We start from the raw sequence: 18,849 nt of genomic DNA, 5'->3' as shown, positions 1-18,849 counted from the left end.
CCGACGGCGGGCTCAGATCCGAAATCAGATTCGGCGCAGCAGCGCACTCGCCAACGCCAGGTACTCGATCGCTTCCACTTCGGAGTCGGGCAGGTCCGCACCATGCGCCCGGGGATTGCGAAGGCCAGCCATCGCCCCAGCGAATAGGAATCGGAATCCCTCGCGTTCGTCCTGCGCGTTGCGGCCGCCGTGCCGGGCGACGTCGATGATCGGGCTCTGGGGGTTGAAGGCGCGATGCATGAGCGGGACACCGGTTTCGGTCAGGCCGGATTTCGTCTGGACCTGCAGCTCCACGGCTTGAAAAGCGGCCAATACGGCCTTGCTGTAGTGGCCGTCTGCGAACAACGCGCCTGCCGCCTGGGACACGGTGGGGTGCATCCCGGGGATTTCTACCCGCCGGTCAGCGGGTGCGGGCCGAGTTGTAACGGGCTCGATTTCGGCCGTTACGCGTTGGGCGGATGCCGGTAGTCCGCGCCGGCTGTGGTAGGTCACCCGTGTCGCTCGATACAGCTTGGCCTTCCCCGAGGGAAGGCGCTGCTCGATGAGATCCCCCTCCTCAAGGTCGGTGTCGAGCGGGAATGTAGCCGTCTTGGCTGACATCAGAGCGAAGACATCGACACGTGTCTCACCCCCGGAGCTGCGGCGGACGATGGCGACTTCTTCCATGTGACGCCCGAGTGGTCCGTTCAGCCGGGCGGCACGCATCTCCCCTGCGGGGGTACTCATCTTGTTCTCCTTGCCTCATCGGGGCGCGGACGGTTCGACGACATACGAACCGCCCCGGCTCTGGCGGTGTCATGCAGGCGGGGCGGTCACCAGGAGCACGTCCGCCGGGCGCAGACCCGGCTGCGTGAGCACCTCCGGAGTGTTCCCTTCGCCGGTCAGGAACTCGCTCGCGGCCTGACCTTGAGCGAGCGCCGAGGCGAGGGATTGGCCGCTCGCGATAGCGACGTAGAACTTGATCGCGAATGCCTTCGCGGCGGCGTCGCTGATCTCGTCAACCATCGCCACGATCACCGGCACGGCCTCCAGCAATGTTTCCGCGCCATCATACGAATCGCATGCGTTGAGCACGAGCAGCGTCGGCGGGTGATCCGTACCCTTCAACAGCCGCCCCAACAGTGCGAAACCGACGTCCACACCGTCGGGGTTGTCCGTGTCAGTGCCGTCGAAGAACAGCCCTGCGGCAGACCCGTGCCCCGAGAAGTGCATGACGTGCGGCCGCTGGTCGTTGAGGGCGTTGAACAGGTCGTCGAACGTCGCCGCGGGCCAGTGGTCAATCGTCACCTGGTCCCGGTGGATGGCCCGCTTGACCGCTTCCCTGACCTCGCGTACCTCCCGGTCGACCCGTAGCCGATCCTCGCCATCGGGGCTCGCGGTGAGGTACGCGACCCGCAGCGGTTCTTCCTTTGGCTGCGCGGGTTCCGAAGACCGAGGGCGGGATGCCGCCGCCACCTCCCGAGCGTGCGCTAGTTCGCGACGCCGCCGGCGCTGGTCGTCGCGGTCGCGCGCCTTCGTCGCGGTGGTCTCGGCCTGGGTGAGCGCCTTCGAGGTCGTCGCGATCTTCTTTGCCACGGCGGCCAACTTCTTGCCGTAGTCGGCAGCCTTGTCGTCGTGCTTTACAGCATCCTGCTCGGCCCGGTTGGCCTCTTTGACTAACCGCTGGATAGACGACGCGACCTTGGTTCGCTGCGCCTGGCCGGCCTTAGTAGCAGCCTTCTCCCGGAGCTTGGCGGCGGCGGTGCGTTCCGCGCCCTGCTTCTTCGACAGATCCGCTTCTTCCTTCTTCAGCTTCGCCAGCTGATCCTTCAGGTAGTCAGGTGTCGGCACGCTGCCCTCCTCGTCACGGCGATCCGATCTCCCCCACGGATAAATCATTGAAGCGCCCACACAGGCGAACACGCGTACGACACGCCGACACATGTGGGGCAGCAGTGACGCCTTGCCCACAAGATCTTGTGGGCAAGATTGCTGAGCCGAATCCGGCACCCATGCGTCCGCATCCACCTCGGCGAAGGTAGCCGACAGCACGCCTGCCAGATCACCGGCCGCGCCGACTTCACCCGACCCGACGCCGACCTCGCACACAACAAGGTCCGGACAACCGACAATGTCGACCACTGGATCCGCGAACATCGCCCCGAACCGCGCGTACTGATCTGCCGCGCCAAGCGCGCTGGTGCTCGGCTCGACGGGTGGCGGACCGTTGGGCATGACTGCCTTTGCATGCTTCCGATCAAGCCGCTACCACCTTCGACGAGGGTGTTCTCCGTGCCTCAATGGCCACCTACCTGGGCCGCCACAGCGGTCAGGCCCGCTTGCACATCGGGTCTAGTCTCAAGATCTTCCTGACCCGGTTCGCGCGGGCCGCGTCGATAATGAGCGGAATGTGCGCTGGTTGCAGGAGATTCGCTGCTACCAGCCTCGAGCCGTCACTCGCCGGTTGTCGGTCGTCGTCGGCTTACCGAGTCTGCCGTCATCGGCCAAGTCCTGCCGTACCCACCGGCCGACTACGTACGCCAGCCACCTGCACCGGTCGATTCGCCCACGCTCGGGCTGGGACACCTGCAGTTCGAAGCGTTGATCAGCACGGCGCGGCTGTCGTCGAACCCAGCAGCAAGTGGCAGCGCGGCCGGTGAAGAGACGAGCCGCAAGGTCGATCCCCGGGCGTCCGCAAAGGAGTACCACGTTGCCGGTCAGCGCCTCTTACGGCGCCGACGGGAAGCGACGCCGCGATGTCGCACGACTCGACGATCGGATCCCACTCGGTCACGGCGTCATCATGCTGAATCCTGCGACCTACACCCAGCCTTGTTCCCGCGCGAGCAGCATCGCCTCGGTGCGCCCGCCAACGCCGAGCCTTGCATAGAGGTCCCGCAGCAGTCGGAACATCATCCGCTCGGAATAGCCAGATTGGGCCGCTACCCTTGCCACCGTCGCTCCGCCCGCGAGCATCCGCAGCCAGCCCAGCTCGCGGTCATCGAGGCGCACGTCGTCGTCCCAGCGGGCGGCGCGGCGCAGCAACTCGCGGACGGTCGCGGCGGGCAGCACGGATTCATCGCGGCGGACCGCCCGGCAGGCTTCGAGTAGACGCTCAGCAGTCACGTCACGGGGAAGCACTGCGGTGGCACCGGCCCGGACGGCGCGTGTGGCGGCGGCCGCATCCGGCAGCAGGGCGACGATCCGCGCCGCCGGACGGGACCGGCCGAGGTCGCTGAGCAACTCCCACTGTGCCGGAGTGGTCAGGCCGATAACGATCAGGACCGGTGCCTCGTCGGAGCACCAGGCCAGCACATCGGCGGGCTCGTCGACCGGATGACCGTCCCGGCGCAGGGCGGCTGCGATGCCGGTACGCAGCAGTGGAAGCGGATCGGAGATTGCTGCCCGCACCATCATCGGCAAACTGTGCCGCAGTCATCGACGGTCGCCGCGCAGGCGCGCCTGATCTGGCGTCAGACCCTGCCACGGCCGACCCGGCACGGCGCCGATGCGTCATGGACCGCATGCGAACCGCCTGTTTACCGTCGGGTCGGAGGTGGGCCGATGACCGACGAGACCAACATCCCGCCGAAGTCCAAGGTCCGCCTACCCAAAACGATCAAGAAGTTGCGCAAGCGACTGCGGAGCCGCAAGAAGAAGGGCACCTCAGTCGGCAAGAAGTGAGGCGGCCGCGGTCCTGGCGCGATCCACCACCGGCGACGACAACACCGACGCAACCTGGTCGATCAGGAGCTGCACCCGGCCCACCGCCCCGGATGCGCAGGTCAGGCGACGCGCGTTCTGGAAGGCCTCGATCATGCGTTCCTCGTAGGTGAGCGGATCGTCAATCGCGCGCACCAGCAGCACGACGCCGAGGAGGTCGTAGACCTCGAAGCTCTGCTTCTCAAGGCGCAGGTAGTCGTCCGCCAACCGATAGGCCTTGTCAAAGCTGGCGCCGGCGTTCGCGTCACCCAGGCGGTACTCGACCAGTCCCCGCAGCGTGAACGCCGGCAGCCCGGTGTGCCGCTGCTCGACCGTGGTGGCGAAGCGCGCCTCCTTGAGGGCGGGTGCCAACTCGTTGCGGCAGAGCAGTGCGAGAACGATGCGGTTTTTCGCCTCACGCAGCACGCGGTTGTCGTTGCGCAGCGCCGCGCAGTCGATCGCCCGCTGGGCTGCAATGTGAGCGTCGTCGAATCGGCGAAGGTCAAGGTCTCGGGCGGACTGGGCGCAATAGGTCCAACCTTCCAGAGTCGTGTCGCGATGCCGCCGGTCGCGGCTGATCTTCCGGGCGGCCATGTAGCAGCTCTCGGCGGCGTCGGTGTCGCCCTCAAATCCCCGCAGCCACGCCTCGTTCAGCCACAGCTCCCCGGACAGCAGGGACTTGTTGTCATGGTGCTTGATCAGCAGATCGCGGGCAGCCCGGATGTGACTTTCGGCACCCGGCAGGTCGCCCGTACGAGTGGCGCAGATGGCGAGTCCCGACCGCGCCTTGACAGCCTCGTGCCATTGGTCGTCGCGGGTGGTGTGGGCAAATGCGTCGGCATAGTGACCGGCGGCTGCCTCAACTCTTTTGTACTGATAGTTGACGCTGCCGGCCTGGAGGTGGAACTCGACGACGCGATCGACCGGCAACGACTGCACCAACTCGGCCGCGGTGCCGATGCGGCTCGCCGCCTCGGCGAACTCGCCCAGCTGAAGGTGTCCGTTAGCCAGCATGGACAGCACTGGCACCTGCATCTCGGGCTCGGTGAACTCTCCTTCTAGTCGGCGCAGCCACGGTGCGAGCAGGTAGGTTTGCCCCCATCCGAAGAGCCATCCGTCGTCTATGGCCTCGATCGACTGCACCGCGCCGCTCAGGTCACCGGCCTGGATCCGCAGCTCGACCTCGCTGAACTGCGGTCCAAGGTCCTCGACGCGCTGCGGATCCTCCCGCGCCACCGAGATTTGATACTCGGCTGCCCAGACGCTGAGATCGAGCAAAGTCCAGTGGAACGACTCCTCGTCGTAATCGTCAATGTCCCCGGCCGGAACGCCGCCCAGCACGATAGCGGCGTCGTCCGCGGATGGGATGAAGTACCGGTCGCCGTCGGCACGGATGACGCGCCGCGCACTGAGCAGCTGCAAGGTGCTGGCGCTGCGGATCTTGGGATGATAAGGGCCGAGCAGGAAGTCAACCGCCACCGCGGGGACCGGCTGGCCGAAGACAGCCAGCGCGGTGAGGACCGAGCGGTCCAGGTCCGGCAGGACGTCGAGGATCCGGTCCATCAGGTACGCCGCGGGCGTCGCGTCGCCCAGCTCGGTCTCCAGCGACTCGATCAGCGTCGCGACCGTGCAACGGGCATCACTGTGCAGCAGGGCGGTCACGAGCTCCAGCGTGCGTGGGTGACCCTGCGCGAGGTGGGAGAGGAATCGGCGATCGGCGTTCGTGGCGGTGCCGAGCCCGCGGCGGTCCCGCGCGTCCATCGCCCTGAGGAGTTCCGCGCCGAAGCTGTCGTCCAGGCCGGCACCGAGCTCAATCCGGGTGGCCGACGACCGCCGGAGCGGCAGCTCGATCGGCGACGACGAGGCGAGCACCAGGACGATGGACTGCTGTTCGCGGCGGTGGATCGTCTCGATGAGTCGTCCCAGCTCAGTGTCGGTCAGCCGTCCCTCCGTGTCGACGATTCGCTCCACGTTATCGAGTGCCAGCACCACGCGGCCGGGCCGGAGGCGGTCCAGAATCTCGCTGGCCGCGCTGCGCCAGCTGACGTCGCCGTCCCGCAGCATCTCCTGACAGCGGCCGTCCTCACGGTCGTCGTCAGCCATCCGGGCGAGCGCACCCAGCACCGTCGCGGGCGACACCTCCAGCTGACCGAACGCCGGCAGGTAGGCGAACCAACGCACCTCGTCGTTCGAACCGTCCAGAGCGTCCGCCAGCTTGGACAGCATCGCCGTCTTGCCGCTGCCGGCCTCACCTGTGAGCAGGACGACGAGCGGGCTCTTGGCGTCTCGGACGGCGTCCAGCAGCGCGGCCCGCTCGGTCACGCGATCTTGGAACTCTGTCGGCGGCACGGCCGGCGGCTTGCTCAGGAAGCGGGTGCCCGGTCCGGATGTGCTGCGTGGCCGGCGCCGGACCGCGCGTTCGACGGCCAGCTCGGTCTCGAGTTCGGCGTCGTCGTCGGCGTCGAGCTCGAGACGGCGCTGCTCGTCGGCGATCTGCCGGTCGGCGAGATCGAAGAACTCGTCGTCGCCGGGGTGGTGCCGCGCCCAGAGTTCGCGTTCCCTCAGCAGCCGGGTGCGCTGATACTCCGGCGATGAGAGCTGCAGCAGCCGCTTGCGCAGAGCGGCCCAGTCGGGTGCGCGCGGTGTGAAGAGGTCGAGCCGAGTGATCTGACTCAGTTGCAACGGCGTCTCCGCCTTCGGCGTCATCCGCAGGGGGATGACCGGCCGGTCCAGCTCCCGGGCCTTGCCGACCTCCTGCGCGCAGACGACGCTGGTATCCGCCGCATAGCCCGGAGTCATCAAGGCGAGCAGGACGTTGCACTCGCGGATCGCCCGCTGAATGACGGTGGGAAAGTGCTCGCCCGGCGGCCGCTCAGTGAAGAGGAACGGGCTCGCGTTCATCGTGGTGCGCAGCCAATGCGCCAGCCGGACGGCGTGCGGCTTGCCGTCGCGGCTGGAGAATGAGACGAAGACCTTCAGGTGGTCGACTGGTGGGGACACGGCGACCTCCCCACGCTGGAATCACTTCCTGTGCTCAGGCAGTCTCGCAGTGCAACCATGGCAGGGTCAAGACACCGATGGCGTGGTCCCGCCGGCCTTGCCGCCGAGCAGGCGAGCCTGCTCCTTCTTGAGCGTCGCGAAGCCGTCCCGCACGTACGTAACGAACGGCTCGCCCGGGTGCGCGATCAACGCCTGCCGCGGCAGCGACCCCGCCGGCCGGGCCAGATGCACCTCATACGACGCCACGTGCGCGCAGAAGTCCTGTAACGGTACGGGCATGTCATCCTCGGCGATCAGGTCGGCGTGCTTGACGATCAGGTCACGCATCTGCTTGTTCGCCGGCATCAACCCTTGCTGGAGCCAACGGATCCACTCTTCGGACTCGTCGACCGTCATCGCGCTGGCGTGCCGCTTTTCCCGCTCCGGCAGGTGTGATGTTCGCATGGTGCGCCACAGGTGCTCGTTCACCGACACGAGTGCGTGCAGCGGCCCGTACAGCTCGCGCAATTGATCGCCGACCCGGCTCAGGCGCGCTTTGCGCCGGTCGTTGCGCACAGACGCGAGCTGGTTCGCGACGAAGACGATCACCGCGATCACGACACTCGCCGAGGCGGTAATGACGGCTGGTTCGATGCTCTGTATCGCGGCGGCGGCCATGACTTGATCGTCGCCGAACGGCGAATCGCCGGTCAATCGCCGGTTCACCGCCTGTCGATCCGACCAAGGAGCGACCAGACCGGGGCGAGCGGGGGATGCGCGAGGGTGGCGCGGTCCGGCGGCTGGGTCCACACGCCGACGAGATGCACGTCGCTGCCGGTGGGGAAATCGCCCCAGCAGATCGAATCGTGTAGGAATAGTCCATCTGTACCGCTGGCGGCTGGCATCGACTTCTGCCCAAAAAAGTAGAGCGACGTCACGGCGAGCGGGTTCGCCGTAGAAGCCAGGTCCTGGACCGCCACTCAAGATCGATTTACTTTTGTGCCGCTGTCCGCGCGTTGACCCCTGCCCGGCGCAGTGCCTGTCGTGCCGACGTGCGATTAGTCTTTCTGGCTCTCGGTGGCTTGCTGCCACTGCCCAACTCAGGGCGGGCGGCGCTCTGAAACGTCTCGCGGCTCTGCTCCGGTGGAGTTCGCCATCTCCACTCTACGGCCGACGCGGAGGCATATCTGGTCGAAGAGTTTACGCAGGTGGATGGCTGTTCAAGACAGCCTGAAGGGCGGCCCGTGCAGTGGCTTCCTGCTCGATCGCGTAGCCCCGGTGCAGGCATCGTTGCGCGAAGGCGCCGACCTCATCCGGGCGTTGTGCGAGCTGCTGGAGGCGGCTGCGGCTGTGGGTGTTGAAGGGCCGGCCTTCGTCGTGCGGCACGGTGCCGACGTCCACGACGTGGATGGTGGTATCCGGCGGCAGATTGTCGTGCATGCGGGCGGTGATGCGGACGCCGCCGAGGTCGGCGTCCGCGCAAATGACGACCGCGGAGGTCTGCTGCGTCGCCTGGACGATCATCGACACGACGGCGTCGGGCGGCTGCCCGTGGCACCAGATGACCGGCAGGTCGGCCCGGGTGTCACAGACCGTTTCGGCCGCCTGCCGGTTCTCCACGACCAGCAGGACATCGCCCGGTCCGGTGACGGTCAGTCGCGGCAGCATGTGGGGGCTCAGCCGGATGTCGTGCGGCCCGGGCATCGCCGACAGGTCGAGGATGGAGCCGTCGGTCGTGTGCAGCAGGATCGGGCCGCCGAGCCCGATGTACGGGTTGCGGGCCACGCCGAGTGCGATGAGTGTCTCGTGGTCGAAGCCCATCGAGGTGAGCAGATGGTTCACGTCGTCGCGGGCTTTCGTGTCCTTGGCGTGACTCTGCACGAAGGCGCGAAGCGAATCGTGGCTGCGGCCCTCGGCCAGGTCGGTGGCGGCGCGCACCGCCCACAGCAACCGGTCGGGATGATCGGTATCACGGAGTGCCCGGCTGGCATCCGGCCAGTCGTCGGCGAGCGCCGACGCGATCTGCTCCGCCCTGGCACGAAGGGTGCTGGTGTCCTCGCGACGGCGGCTTCGGCGCTTTTGCTCGGCTGCCGTGAGGTCGGGGTGCGGGTACACCCGGCGTGGCGGCTGGGCCAGGGCGTTGCCGTTGAGGTTGTAGCCGATAGTCACGCAGCCGGATTCGGCGAGTTCCAGCATGATGCGCAGCGCGTCGGTACCGAACCTGCTGCTGACACCGGCCCAGCTGTGCTCGCTGCGGATGACCCAGCTCCAGTCGCTGTCGCTGAGCAGGCCCTCCGGTCGGCGGGGGGCATCGCTCGGTTCTGCGGTGCGGAGCCGGGCCGAGCGCGGTCTCGGTCGGCCTCGGCTGTCACGGGGGTAGCGGCCGCTGGAAGGCAGTGGTGCGTAGGCGACCAGGCCCGGATAGTCGCGGATCCAGCTCAGGGTGATCTCTGGATCCGGCTCCCCGTCAGTGGTGCCGTCGGTGTCGGTCATGTCTGCGGCTCCGGCCGGAACGAGGTCATCCAGTCGGAGAGCAGTTGCACCCGGGCGGTGTCGGCTTCGCTGCCGATGACGACCGGTGCCTGGTTGTACGGCATGACGTCGGACGGGCGGCGCAGCTTGATGTAGAGGCTGGACGCACCGATCGCGTACCTCTCCATGTCGTCCTGCAGGGCGCCGACGACACTGATCGCCCGGTCGCGGCCGATGTTCTCGAACAGGGCGACGGCGTCACGGCGGTGTGCCGCGCCGAGGTTGCGGCCGAGTTCGTCGAGGACCAACAGCAGCGGCCGGTCCTGGGCGCCGGCGAGTGCCGCCGCGCAGACGAGCTTCACTGCTTTGTCGTCCATCTGGGCGGTGTTGCCGCGCAGCCGGTACGACGACGGCGGCTTGCCCTCGCCGCGCCGCCAACGTGGGGTGATCGTCCACTGCCACGGCTTCTCCGGGTCGGCGGGGGCCTCCGGTTCCGGGAAGTCGAGGTTGCCGCCGTAGCCGCCGTAGGTCTGGTCGAGCCGGTCGAACTCGTCGGACACCTGCCGCAGCTTCGCCTTGATCGCTTTGGCGGTAGTCGACCGCAACGCCTCCGACGTTCGCCGAGCCTCGTCGAGCGCGGCCTTCGCTCCAGTCAGGGTGATCGTCTTCGCCTGCCGCTCCCGCTGGATCTGGGAGGCGTTCTCCCGGTCGACACGCTCATGATCGGTCAGGAAGTTCCCAACGATCCGCAACACATCGGGGATCAGCCGCACATATGCACCTCCGGTGCGCCGGTCGGCGCGTTGCTCGTCGACGACGCGCAGTTCCTCCGGCCGGTTCTGCTCCGGGTCACCGGGCGGAAAGCACGCGGCGCGCACCTCGTTGGCCAGCCGCGCGCACACCTCGTCCCACTCCGCCGGCGACCGCATCGCCTCGCTCTCGTCGAGCGTCAGCAGGTGCTGCTCGGCGGTACCCACCGTTCCGGTCCACTGAGCGTTCAGGCGGGGAAGATCGAGATCTGTACGCTGCTGGAGCAGTGCACTCCACTGTCTGCGGTTTTCTTCGAGTTCCTTCTTCAGGGTAGCCAGAGTGCGGCTCGCCGTGTCGATCTGCTGGGCCCGGGCGGCTTTCTCACCGAGAGCGGCCTCGTAGCCGATCTTCGCCTGCCGCAACGGTCCGTCGAGTTTGCTCAGCTCCACTTCGATGGCGGAGTTGCGATCACGGAGCTTCGTCACCTTGCCTTGAACCGCACCAGCCTCGGCCTCGGCTTTCGCGCCACGCAGGTGCGCGTCAGCGCGGCTCTTGGTCCGATCGGCCTCACGGATCCCCTCGTCAGCCTCGTCGTCCTCGCCGGCGGCTTTCTCCAGTTGATCCTGAGCAGCTCGGATTCGGCCAGCACGACCGGTCAGGGCCTCCGGGAGGCCGGCGATCCCGTGCACACCAGCCACAGGATCGATATGACCGTCAGCACCGGCGCGCTCTGCCAACGCCGCGAGGAATCGACCCACCGGCAGGTCGGGATCCGCGGCGGCCGGCAGGCCTGGCTCGAGCAGGTGGTCGGCCGGGTCTGCTTCGACCAGCAAGCTTCCAGGTAACGCGGCCAGTAGTTGGACGGCTTCCTGAGCTTGGTGGTGAGCGACGGCGACCGCGTGCCGATAGGGCAGCAGCCGAGCTTCCCATACAGGCCGCTGCTGTTCGGTCAAGGAGATCGTGTCGACCAGCGGCGCAGCGGTGATGTCGTTCGCCCGTAGCAACCGGACCTGGGCGACCGCGACATCTTCGCCCTTCTCCGCCGCCGACAGCGCCGCCTTGGCAACCCGCAGCGCGTGCTCGGTACGGCCTTTGATCCGCTCCGCTGCCTGGACCATTCTCCCGGCTTCGGCGATCTCCTCCTCGGCCTGTTCAACGGTGCGCCCGTCAGCGACGGCCGCGACGGCTTGAAGGGTCCGCAGCTGTCCACTGAGGGTTTCGATCGAGCCGACGTTCTGATTCTGCTCGACCTTCAGCGCGCTCTCGACGGCCTTCTGGTCCTCGTACGTCTTGATCCGGGTTCGGCAGCTTTCGTCGAACGCCTTGTCGTCGGACAGCCGATGGACCCTCTCACCGGCTGTCTCGATCTGCGCGTCCAGTTCCTTGCGCCGACGTTCCTTCGCCTCGACGTCTTGGCCGATCCGCTCGGATTCGTGGAAGCCGTCGACCAGGTACCGGGCGCAACGGCTTCGCCAGCTGTCACGCGCCTCAGCCAGCAACGTCCGGGCACGCTCCCGTGACGCGATGCCGTCCTCCACCACCTTCATCCGGTCGTCCCACAGCTCGTACTCCTCCTCGGCCCGCGCGGCCCGCCCGGCATGTTCGTACTCCTCGGCCCGGGACTTCTGTTCCTGTTCGATCTCGGCGGTCAGGCCGGTCAGCGCACCGATGGCCTCGAAGATCCGCTCCGGGGTCAGCTCGTTGAGCGGCTGGGCGAGCAGGTTCGCGGTCGGGCTGGCCCGTACCGAGGTAGACAGGAAAGACACGCACCTGACCGTCGAGCCGTACAGGGTGCGGGCGAGCCGGTTGGCGCGGATGTCGGTGCGGCCGTTGCTGCGCGGCAGCGCGTCCCACAGGCCGTCGGCGCCGCCGGCCCGCTCGTCCTCCGTGTCACCGAACGGCACGTGCAGCCGATGGGCCCACCGCAGCTCCACATGCGGGCTCTGCCGGTTGATCCGCAGCCACACCGTCATCGCCGACGCGTCGAGTTCCTCCATGGTGGCGGCCTGCGGCGGCACGAACACGCCGATCAGGTAGCCGCGGTCGGCGTTGGCGTGCATCGCCTCCTGACCGGCGAGCTCGGCGGTGAACAGCAACTCGGCCGCTGCCTGCGCCCCAGACTGCAACCGCCATTGCTCGTCGGCGTGCAGCAGGCTCAGCCCGGCGATGAACGACGACTTGCCGGCACCGTTGGAATCCGAGGGCCCCTGTCCTGCCACGGTGATCAGCCCACGAGCGGTGATCGGCACCGGGTGAGTCGACAGCCGCGAGATGTTGACCATCTGGATGCCAGCGAGGACGCGCGCTCCGACGATGTCCTCGACGACTCCGTCCGACGGCACGGCTACAGACGTCAACGCTGCCCTCCCCCGCGGTTGTGCCGGCGTTCCCGGATCGCTGCGGCCAGCGGATGGTCTGGTGCCGCAGCGAGAATCAACTGGTCCTGCAACTGCTCGCGGGCGGCGGGAGTCAGCCGCGACAACTGCGGGCCCGGGACGTATCCGCTGTCGTGGTCGCCGCCGCGAACCGTTCGGAGCAGCCCGCACGCGGTCAACCGGCCCAGGGCCGCTCTGACCTCGCCGACCGGCACCTTGCTGTCACGGCTGACGTCTTGCAACGTGGTTGGGCACGGGCTCTCCCAGGAGTCCGCAGCGATCTGCTCATCGCTGCGCGGGATCGCCACCGAGTAGACCAGCACCAGGACCAGAACGGCCCGGTCGGCGAGCGACAGCGGCTGCCACCCCATCTCGGTGAGCTCAGTCCGTACGGCGTCGTCGAACCCGGACGTGAAATGCAACTGATCAACCGTCACCAGTGTCCGGCCGGTTCGGCGAAGTAGCTCTTCCAGCCGCACACGGCTCGTCGCATCGCTCAGCGCGGGCAGGAACTGCCGGTGCACCGGGCCACTGCTGTGCTCCAGCAGCGCGTACGCGGCTTCGACCAGCTCCCGCTGCCGATCGGGCAACGTCCCGAGCACCTCTTCGAAGATCGAATTCGGGCGGTTCACGACCCCTCCGGCCCGTCCTCAGCGGTGTCGGGGATCAACCGCCACAGCTCCCGAAGCGTGCTCAGCTCCAGCGACCCGAAGGACGCGATCCGCGGACCAATCCGCACCGTGTCCGCTCCCTCCAGCAAAACCCAACCGGATACCGAAAGGCGCCGGAGCCCCGCGGACAGCAGTTGCTGACGACTCACCTTGTTGCGGCCCGGCACCAGCCGTTGCAACACCTGACCGACATGACCGGTCGAAGCCGGCAGCCCGGGCCATGGATCCGTCGCGGGATCAGGCCAGCAACACCGCAAAGTCGCGGCCAGCACTCGCAGAGTTCCCTTGCTGTCCATCATCGAAGAGCCCGGCACCCCGTACTCGATCAGAACAGCCGGTCCCGCGCTGTCGGGCAGGTTCGGGATCAGCCACACCGCCCTGGCGTCAGCCTCCACCAGACGACGCAGCCCGGCCGGTGTCGGTCCACCAGCGGAGACCTGCTGCGGACCGCCGGACCGGATCCGCGCCCACCACAGGGCCGCATCCCGCTCGTTCACGCCGCCTCCTGCTGGTCCCGGCGGAACCAGCCGTCGGAGACCCACGTCCGCGCGGGCGTCACATCGACACGCCACCCGTCACCCCAGGTCACCGTGTACGGCAGCTCCGGGCGTAGATGAATCGCGGTCACCTCCGATAACACACGCCGACTGGTCGGCCAGTCACCCGCGTCGGCGAGAAGCTGCGCCACCGTGACCACATCCCGCCCGGCAAGCAACTCCTCCGCGCGCTGAGCCAACAGCGTCGCCTCCGGGTCGACGTCGACCTCCGTCGGCGGAGGCTCCTCGTCGACACGCGGTCGCGGCGGCGGCACCCGGCCACTGTCGGACTGCAGCCCTTCCTCCACCGCGTCCAGCAGATCGTCGGCGGTGAAGAACGGCTCCGGCGCGTCGAACAGCAAACCGTCCAGCGCCTGCGCCAGCCCCTCGGTACTGCTGTCCCGCGCGAACGTGCGCCACCGCTCGGTCGGCAGCAACCCCAACGCACGCGTCTTACCAGCGTGCGCCAGCAGCCTCCCGGCCGCGGTGTTCAACGCGTCGCGATAGGCCGCCAACGCCATCCGGAGCTGCGTGCACTCCGGCAACAACTGCGGATGCCGGTCCGCGGCCGCATTGTGATACACCCGCGCCTTGTCGACCAGGTCGCTGTTACCCAGCAGCGGCTGCGCCTGCATCCGCAAGGACTCGACCGTCGCCGACTTCGCCAACTGCATGATCGGATTCGCCAGCAGCCGGAAAACCGTCGTCATCTCCAGCAACTGCTCGCGCACCACCTCCGGGGTCGTGTCATCGTCGTCCAGCGCCAGCCGGGCCATCGACAACATCCGGTGCAGCTCCGCCTGGCCCCCGGTCTGCGACAACCGGCGCAGAAAAAGCAACATCACGTACGGCGCGAACGTCGCCTGGTAGAACATCTCGTGCGGCCGCTCGTTGACCCGGGTCACCGCACGGTACGACCGCAGCACCTCGAACCGGCGCCGGACCACATCCGCCGGCACCGCCGGACATGCAAGCACGGCCTGTTCGATCGTCATCCCGGCCGGCCCCGCGTCAGCGAACGCCTGCAAGATCGACTCGTCGACCCCGACCGAGTCCGCGTCGTCCACCATCGCGTTGGCGTTCCGCGCCAACACCGCGAAGACCTGCCGGTAGATCCCGAGAACAGCCGATTCGGCAGCGTAGTCATCGAACGTCAAGGCCGCTGCATCACTCATAGGAGGTCGACAATATCGCGGTAAGCCAGCAAGCAGGAGAACCTACGTACGCCAGAGCTACTGGATGCTCCCCCGGCCTTCGAGGGCAAGATCATCGGACGACCTCGCCCTCCAGCCACCCGGTGACGATTAGCGACGGACGGCTCGACGGCGATGCACTGAGCCTTCCCGCGCAACTGCACGGCCGATCGGGGCGACACAGCCGGACCGGCGCTACCCGCGTCGCTCGGGATATGGTGAGTCGTTTCAGTCGGTTTGGAGGCCCAAGGGGCGGGCTTGTGGGCTGGTCGACGTGGGCGTGGAGAGCGAACTGCTGGAGGAACAGGTGGCCGACCTTGATACCCTCATGCATCAGGTATGGAGCCCGGAAGTCCGCCCCTTGGCCGAGGAAGCCCTGCGGTGCTACAACGCCGGTGCGCTCAGGGCCAGCATCGCCGCCACCTGGGCAGCCGTCACCGCGGACATCATCACCAAAGTCGCGCGTCTCGCCGACGAAGGCGACACCCTCGTCGCCGACTTCCACAAGAAGATCACCGACGCGCAGGAGAAGGGCCTCACGTCCGATGGCGTCCGGGCGATGCAGACCATCGAACGTGACCTGCTGGCCAAGGCCGTCGAGTTCGAGCTAATCGACTCGGTCGACTGCCGTGAACTCGAGCGAATCCAGCAAGACCGGAACCTGTGCGTCCACCCGTCGTTGCGCACGCACGGCGGTGCGTACACGCCGTTGCCGGAAGTCGCTCGCGGGCATCTCGCCGTCGCCATGACGATCCTTCTGGTCAATCCGCCCACCCAGGGCAGCAAGGCGTTGAAGGAGTTCTGCGACCACATCTGCGACCCGCACTTCCAGCCAGCGCTGCCGCACATTCAGGTAACCTACTTCGACCGAGTCCGGGCCGCCGGCCGGCGCAGCAACGTGCAGGTCGCTGCGAAGGCGGCGCTGCTCGAGACAGACCCAGCCGGCAGGATGCCGCCGCACGAGCACGCCGACCGGATGGCAATCGCACTGGAGGCCTTCGCCAGTCGCGACCGCGACCTCGTCCGACAAACCTTCGCCGGGCTGAGCGAACGGTTCCAGCGCAGCGACGGTCTGATCCAACGCCGTGCCCTCATCCGGCTCTGCGACACCGACTACTTCTGGGAAGCGGTCAACCCGGCGCTCGCTGGCCGGCTGGAGAGCCTGGCGGTACCGCCTGCACCGTTCAGTTCAGCAGGCCCGCTATCGACCGATTACGCATACAGTCTCGCGATCGTGCGCAGCCCCTACGTTCGCGAGCAGATGCCGAAGGTCGAGGCGTCTGTCGCGGAGCTTCCCATGCATCACAAAATGCAGGTCATCGCCATCTACCCTAACCAGTACTTCGTACCGATGACCATCCAGTTCATGCACGATGCCGGTAGCTGGGTCATGGGTGGGCAGACCGGCCAACTTTTCGTACAGCACGCCACGTTCCTCACCCTCGAAACGCTGCAGGCTGGACTAACGGAATGGGCAGAGAATCACGAATGCCGCACCGCGAACCCGATGCCGGAACTCGCCATCCGCCTCTACCAGCTCACCGCCCACCTCGGCCCGGAACGCAACCGCCTCTTCCGCGACTTCGTCACCGCAGTCCAGGCCCACGAAGAGCCGGGAAGCTTCTACACCTACCCCGGCCTGACTGCGGCCCTGGATGCCGTTGCCTGAGCGTGTAACGCAAATCGCGCAGGCGACGGCTGGACAGCGTGCACCAGCGCCGCCCCGCCGTACCCGAGGCGAACCCGGCCGGCGGAGAAGCAGGGCGTTACCGACATAAGGACCGCCTTCGCCGTGCACAACTCCTGGGATGTGTACGAATTCGCAGGGGACCGATCTCGGCGGTCGCCGAGCTCATAGGCCGCGAAGGTATTTGAGGACTTCCAGGACGAGTGTCATGGTCGCGCCGAAGGCTGCGCCGCCCGCGATCACCGCCGTGGAAGGGTCAGCTCCGCTGTGGTGGAACAGCACGGCTGCGACGACCCCGACACAGCCGGAAATCACTACGGCGGCCGCGACAGACCGGTGTTCGCGGGAGAGGTTGCGTCTCGTCATCGGGCACCGCCGAACAGCCGGCGGACTGCCATATCGCGGGTCTCGGCGACCCGGGCGGCCAGGTCGCGCGCCGCCACGACCTCCTCGTCAAATGCGCGTAGCGCTGCGACCAGCGACTGCTGCCGAGCCTGTGGCGGCAACGGGATCTCCATCGCCGCGACGTCCGCTGCGGTCACGTATGCAGTGACGGTAGCCCGTACGAACGCCTTCATCCCATCCGTGCCCGCTGCGGAGCGCAGATATGCGTACAGGTAGTAGGGGTTGAGGACGTCGGGGTCTGAGACTCGCAGACGCAGCAGGTTTGTGCTCAGGAGCCAATCCGACTCGGTCGGTCGCACGATGGCGGGTGCCGTAAGTGCCCCGGTCCGCACGCAGAGCACATCGTCGGTGCGTAGCCAGTAGTCCTTCAATGCCTTAGCGGTCGCTCGCGGGGCTCGCGGCGGTTTGTCCGCCACGATTCTCCCGTCGCGCAGGTGCCGCGGCAGGACGATGGGGACTCCCTGCTCGTCGGATCGCTCTTCAGCTCGCAGCCGCGAGTATGAATAGCCCGCTTTGACGTCGCAGACGTCGCCAAGACGGACGATCTGCGCGCCGAGCGGCTGGGAGGCAACGACCGCTGCATCCTCGGCCGCCCTGCGGCAGTGGAAGGCCCGCGAGTAAGTCGCGCCCAGGCCGGCGCGGGCGGCTTCGGCGTCGGGGGCACGGAGCCCTATCGGGCCTGGTAGGTACTCCGCCGGGTTGAGCGAGTAGGACTCCGGCCGGATGACGGCCTTGGTGACGGCCGCACTCAGACCCTCGATGCCCGGGTGTGGCCGACCGGCCGCACGGTCGGCAAGGAACGACCGCCATGCTCTCAGGATGTCGGCCTGGCCTCCCTCATCGAGCAGCGTGCGACCACCGTTTGACACACCGAGGTTTACCGCGTCGACGAACAGGATCGGCTGTTCCGACCCGGGTGCCCGCCGGACGATCCAGACGCTGGTTGCAATGGACGTGCCGGCGTACAGGCCGGGTGGAAGGGCAATGACCGCTTCCACCATGGAATCGTTGACCAGCCGGCGGCGGATTTCCCGCTCGCGGGCATTGGTCGAGACGGCGGCTATCCGTGGCATGATGATTGCAGCCCGGCCATCGTCGCTCAACTGCTCGATGCAATGCAGGAGCCAGCGAAAGGCGGATCGGGCTGGCGGTGGTGGGAATGGCTGCCAGTCGGTGTTGAGGCGCCGGTCGAGCCACGAATCGCTCCCGAACGGCGGATTGGCAAGGACGTGCGTGACCGTTGCGCGCCGAGCTTGTGCCGCCGGACGCAGGTCGGCTGGTTCGCCTAGAGCCAGCAGGGTGAGTCCAGAGAGGCTTAGAGCAGCGGCATCGGGGCCGAGCCCGTGTAGCCGTAGGCTCCCCGGCCGTGCCGCCACGTCGGCCGCAGCGATGAGCAACTCGCCAGCTCGCAAGTACGGGTCGTAAACGGACTCGGCAGAATCGTCGATCACCGCCTTGGCAAGGAGGGTCGCAACCGTGCGCGGGGTGAGGAAGCCGCCCGGGGGCAGGGCGGCTTCGTACGCGTCGACGAGGGTGTGCACGTTCGCAGCGCCGAGTTCCGAGCTGCCGGACATGAGTCCCCGGACCTCAGGGACGCTTTCCGGGGTCAGCCGCCGCAATGCGGCGAAGACCTCGGGCGAGACGCTGTGACGCCGCGCCGCCTTCCCGGCGGTTGTCGCGATGCGGTCGATGAGCCATCGCGCCCCTTCGGCCCCTGCATTCGGTGTGATCAGATCGTTCAGCCCGGCCCAACCCTGCGGGTCCCGCTCGCGCAGAAAGATCAACGTGAGGCGCAGAATGAGGTTGTCGATCTCGACGGTCATGGGATCGCCGGGCAGGTTCATGCCAGGCATGTGGCTGGGCGTCGCCGCGGCGAGGCTCCGCCGGATCCGGTCGGCGTAGCTGCACTCGGTCCCGTCGTCGGCCGCGCGAATCGAGCCGTGTACCTGGCGGGACTCGAGCCACTCCAGCACCTCGGGAAGCGCAAAGCGGTTCTCCCCGACGGGACGTGGGAAGTCGCGGCGCTTGGCCCATGAGGTCACCGCCGCGCGGCTGACCCCGGCCAGCCTGGCAATCTCCGAACGTGTGACTTGCTGCATC

Annotated in this window: 14 protein-coding genes; 1 reads left to right on the top strand and 13 read right to left on the bottom strand. The window is 67.6% G+C overall.

The window, feature by feature from the left end; translation table 11 throughout:
* Positions 1-24: 24 nt before the first annotated feature.
* From SM450_RS19080 to SM450_RS19030, 11 genes are all read right to left on the bottom strand, one after another.
* Positions 25-726 (bottom strand): TIGR02391 family protein, encoded by a 702-nt coding sequence (locus SM450_RS19080; RefSeq protein ID WP_474621093.1) that lies wholly within the window; start codon positions 724-726, stop codon positions 25-27.
* Positions 727-795: 69 nt separating this feature from the next.
* Positions 796-2,214 carry a CHAT domain-containing protein gene (locus SM450_RS19075; protein ID WP_474621092.1) on the bottom strand — a complete coding sequence of 473 codons (1,419 nt, stop codon included), beginning with the start codon at positions 2,212-2,214 and terminating at the stop codon, positions 796-798.
* A gap of 585 nt (positions 2,215-2,799) precedes the next feature.
* Complete coding sequence (locus tag SM450_RS19070) at positions 2,800-3,396, bottom strand: helix-turn-helix domain-containing protein (RefSeq protein ID WP_167944527.1); 597 nt, start codon at positions 3,394-3,396, stop codon at positions 2,800-2,802.
* Between the two features lie 249 nt (positions 3,397-3,645).
* On the bottom strand, positions 3,646-6,681 hold the full coding sequence (locus SM450_RS19065; protein WP_474621091.1) for a TIR domain-containing protein: 3,036 nt from the start codon (positions 6,679-6,681) through the stop codon (positions 3,646-3,648).
* 66 nt (positions 6,682-6,747) lie between these two features.
* Positions 6,748-7,386 carry a hypothetical protein gene (locus SM450_RS19060; protein WP_474621090.1) on the bottom strand — a complete coding sequence of 213 codons (639 nt, stop codon included), beginning with the start codon at positions 7,384-7,386 and terminating at the stop codon, positions 6,748-6,750.
* Positions 7,383-7,640: a hypothetical protein gene (locus tag SM450_RS19055; RefSeq protein ID WP_474621089.1), complete on the bottom strand. Its 258-nt coding sequence runs from the start codon at positions 7,638-7,640 to the stop codon at positions 7,383-7,385. The genes SM450_RS19060 and SM450_RS19055 overlap by 4 nt, the downstream gene beginning before the upstream one ends.
* Positions 7,641-7,860: 220 nt before the next feature.
* Complete coding sequence (locus tag SM450_RS19050) at positions 7,861-9,153, bottom strand: Wadjet anti-phage system protein JetD domain-containing protein (RefSeq protein ID WP_474621088.1); 1,293 nt, start codon at positions 9,151-9,153, stop codon at positions 7,861-7,863.
* A complete protein-coding gene (locus tag SM450_RS19045; RefSeq protein ID WP_474621087.1) occupies positions 9,150-12,239 on the bottom strand; it encodes a coiled-coil domain-containing protein in 3,090 nt (1,029 codons plus the stop codon). The genes SM450_RS19050 and SM450_RS19045 overlap by 4 nt, the downstream gene beginning before the upstream one ends.
* Positions 12,236-12,889: a hypothetical protein gene (locus SM450_RS19040; RefSeq protein WP_474621086.1), complete on the bottom strand. Its 654-nt coding sequence runs from the start codon at positions 12,887-12,889 to the stop codon at positions 12,236-12,238. Before SM450_RS19040 ends, SM450_RS19045 begins: the two co-directional genes overlap by 4 nt.
* Positions 12,886-13,425 (bottom strand): hypothetical protein, encoded by a 540-nt coding sequence (locus SM450_RS19035; RefSeq protein WP_474621085.1) that lies wholly within the window; start codon positions 13,423-13,425, stop codon positions 12,886-12,888. Before SM450_RS19035 ends, SM450_RS19040 begins: the two co-directional genes overlap by 4 nt.
* Positions 13,422-14,621, bottom strand: coding sequence for a hypothetical protein (locus tag SM450_RS19030; protein WP_474621084.1), 1,200 nt, complete (start codon positions 14,619-14,621; stop codon positions 13,422-13,424). The genes SM450_RS19035 and SM450_RS19030 overlap by 4 nt, the downstream gene beginning before the upstream one ends.
* 310 nt (positions 14,622-14,931) lie before the next feature.
* Here SM450_RS19030 and SM450_RS19025 point away from each other — a divergent pair, with 310 nt between their 5' ends.
* Positions 14,932-16,326: a hypothetical protein gene (locus SM450_RS19025; protein WP_474621083.1), complete on the top strand. Its 1,395-nt coding sequence runs from the start codon at positions 14,932-14,934 to the stop codon at positions 16,324-16,326.
* A gap of 183 nt (positions 16,327-16,509) precedes the next feature.
* Here the strand turns inward: SM450_RS19025 and SM450_RS19020 are convergent, their stop codons facing one another.
* A complete protein-coding gene (locus SM450_RS19020; protein WP_474621082.1) occupies positions 16,510-16,710 on the bottom strand; it encodes a hypothetical protein in 201 nt (66 codons plus the stop codon).
* Positions 16,707-18,848, bottom strand: coding sequence for an N-6 DNA methylase (locus SM450_RS19015; protein ID WP_474621081.1), 2,142 nt, complete (start codon positions 18,846-18,848; stop codon positions 16,707-16,709). The genes SM450_RS19020 and SM450_RS19015 overlap by 4 nt, the downstream gene beginning before the upstream one ends.
* Position 18,849: the final 1 nt, after the last annotated feature.

The organism is Micromonospora marincola, assembly GCF_056150385.1.
Note: the sequence above shows the minus strand (reverse complement) of the source record. Positions and strands in the feature narration are given on the sequence as shown.

What these genes read in the sequence shown, in the direction of transcription:
- SM450_RS19075 (WP_474621092.1), bottom strand. Translation starts at nt 2,214, where the DNA reads ATGCCCAACGGTCCGCCACCCGTCGAGCCGAGCACCAGCGCGCTTGGC.
- SM450_RS19020 (WP_474621082.1), bottom strand. Translation starts at nt 16,710, where the DNA reads ATGACGAGACGCAACCTCTCCCGCGAACACCGGTCTGTCGCGGCCGCC.
- SM450_RS19050 (WP_474621088.1), bottom strand. Translation starts at nt 9,153, where the DNA reads ATGACCGACACCGACGGCACCACTGACGGGGAGCCGGATCCAGAGATC.
- SM450_RS19070 (WP_167944527.1), bottom strand. Translation starts at nt 3,396, where the DNA reads ATGATGGTGCGGGCAGCAATCTCCGATCCGCTTCCACTGCTGCGTACC.
- SM450_RS19080 (WP_474621093.1), bottom strand. Translation starts at nt 726, where the DNA reads ATGAGTACCCCCGCAGGGGAGATGCGTGCCGCCCGGCTGAACGGACCA.
- SM450_RS19015 (WP_474621081.1), bottom strand. Translation starts at nt 18,848, where the DNA reads ATGCAGCAAGTCACACGTTCGGAGATTGCCAGGCTGGCCGGGGTCAGC.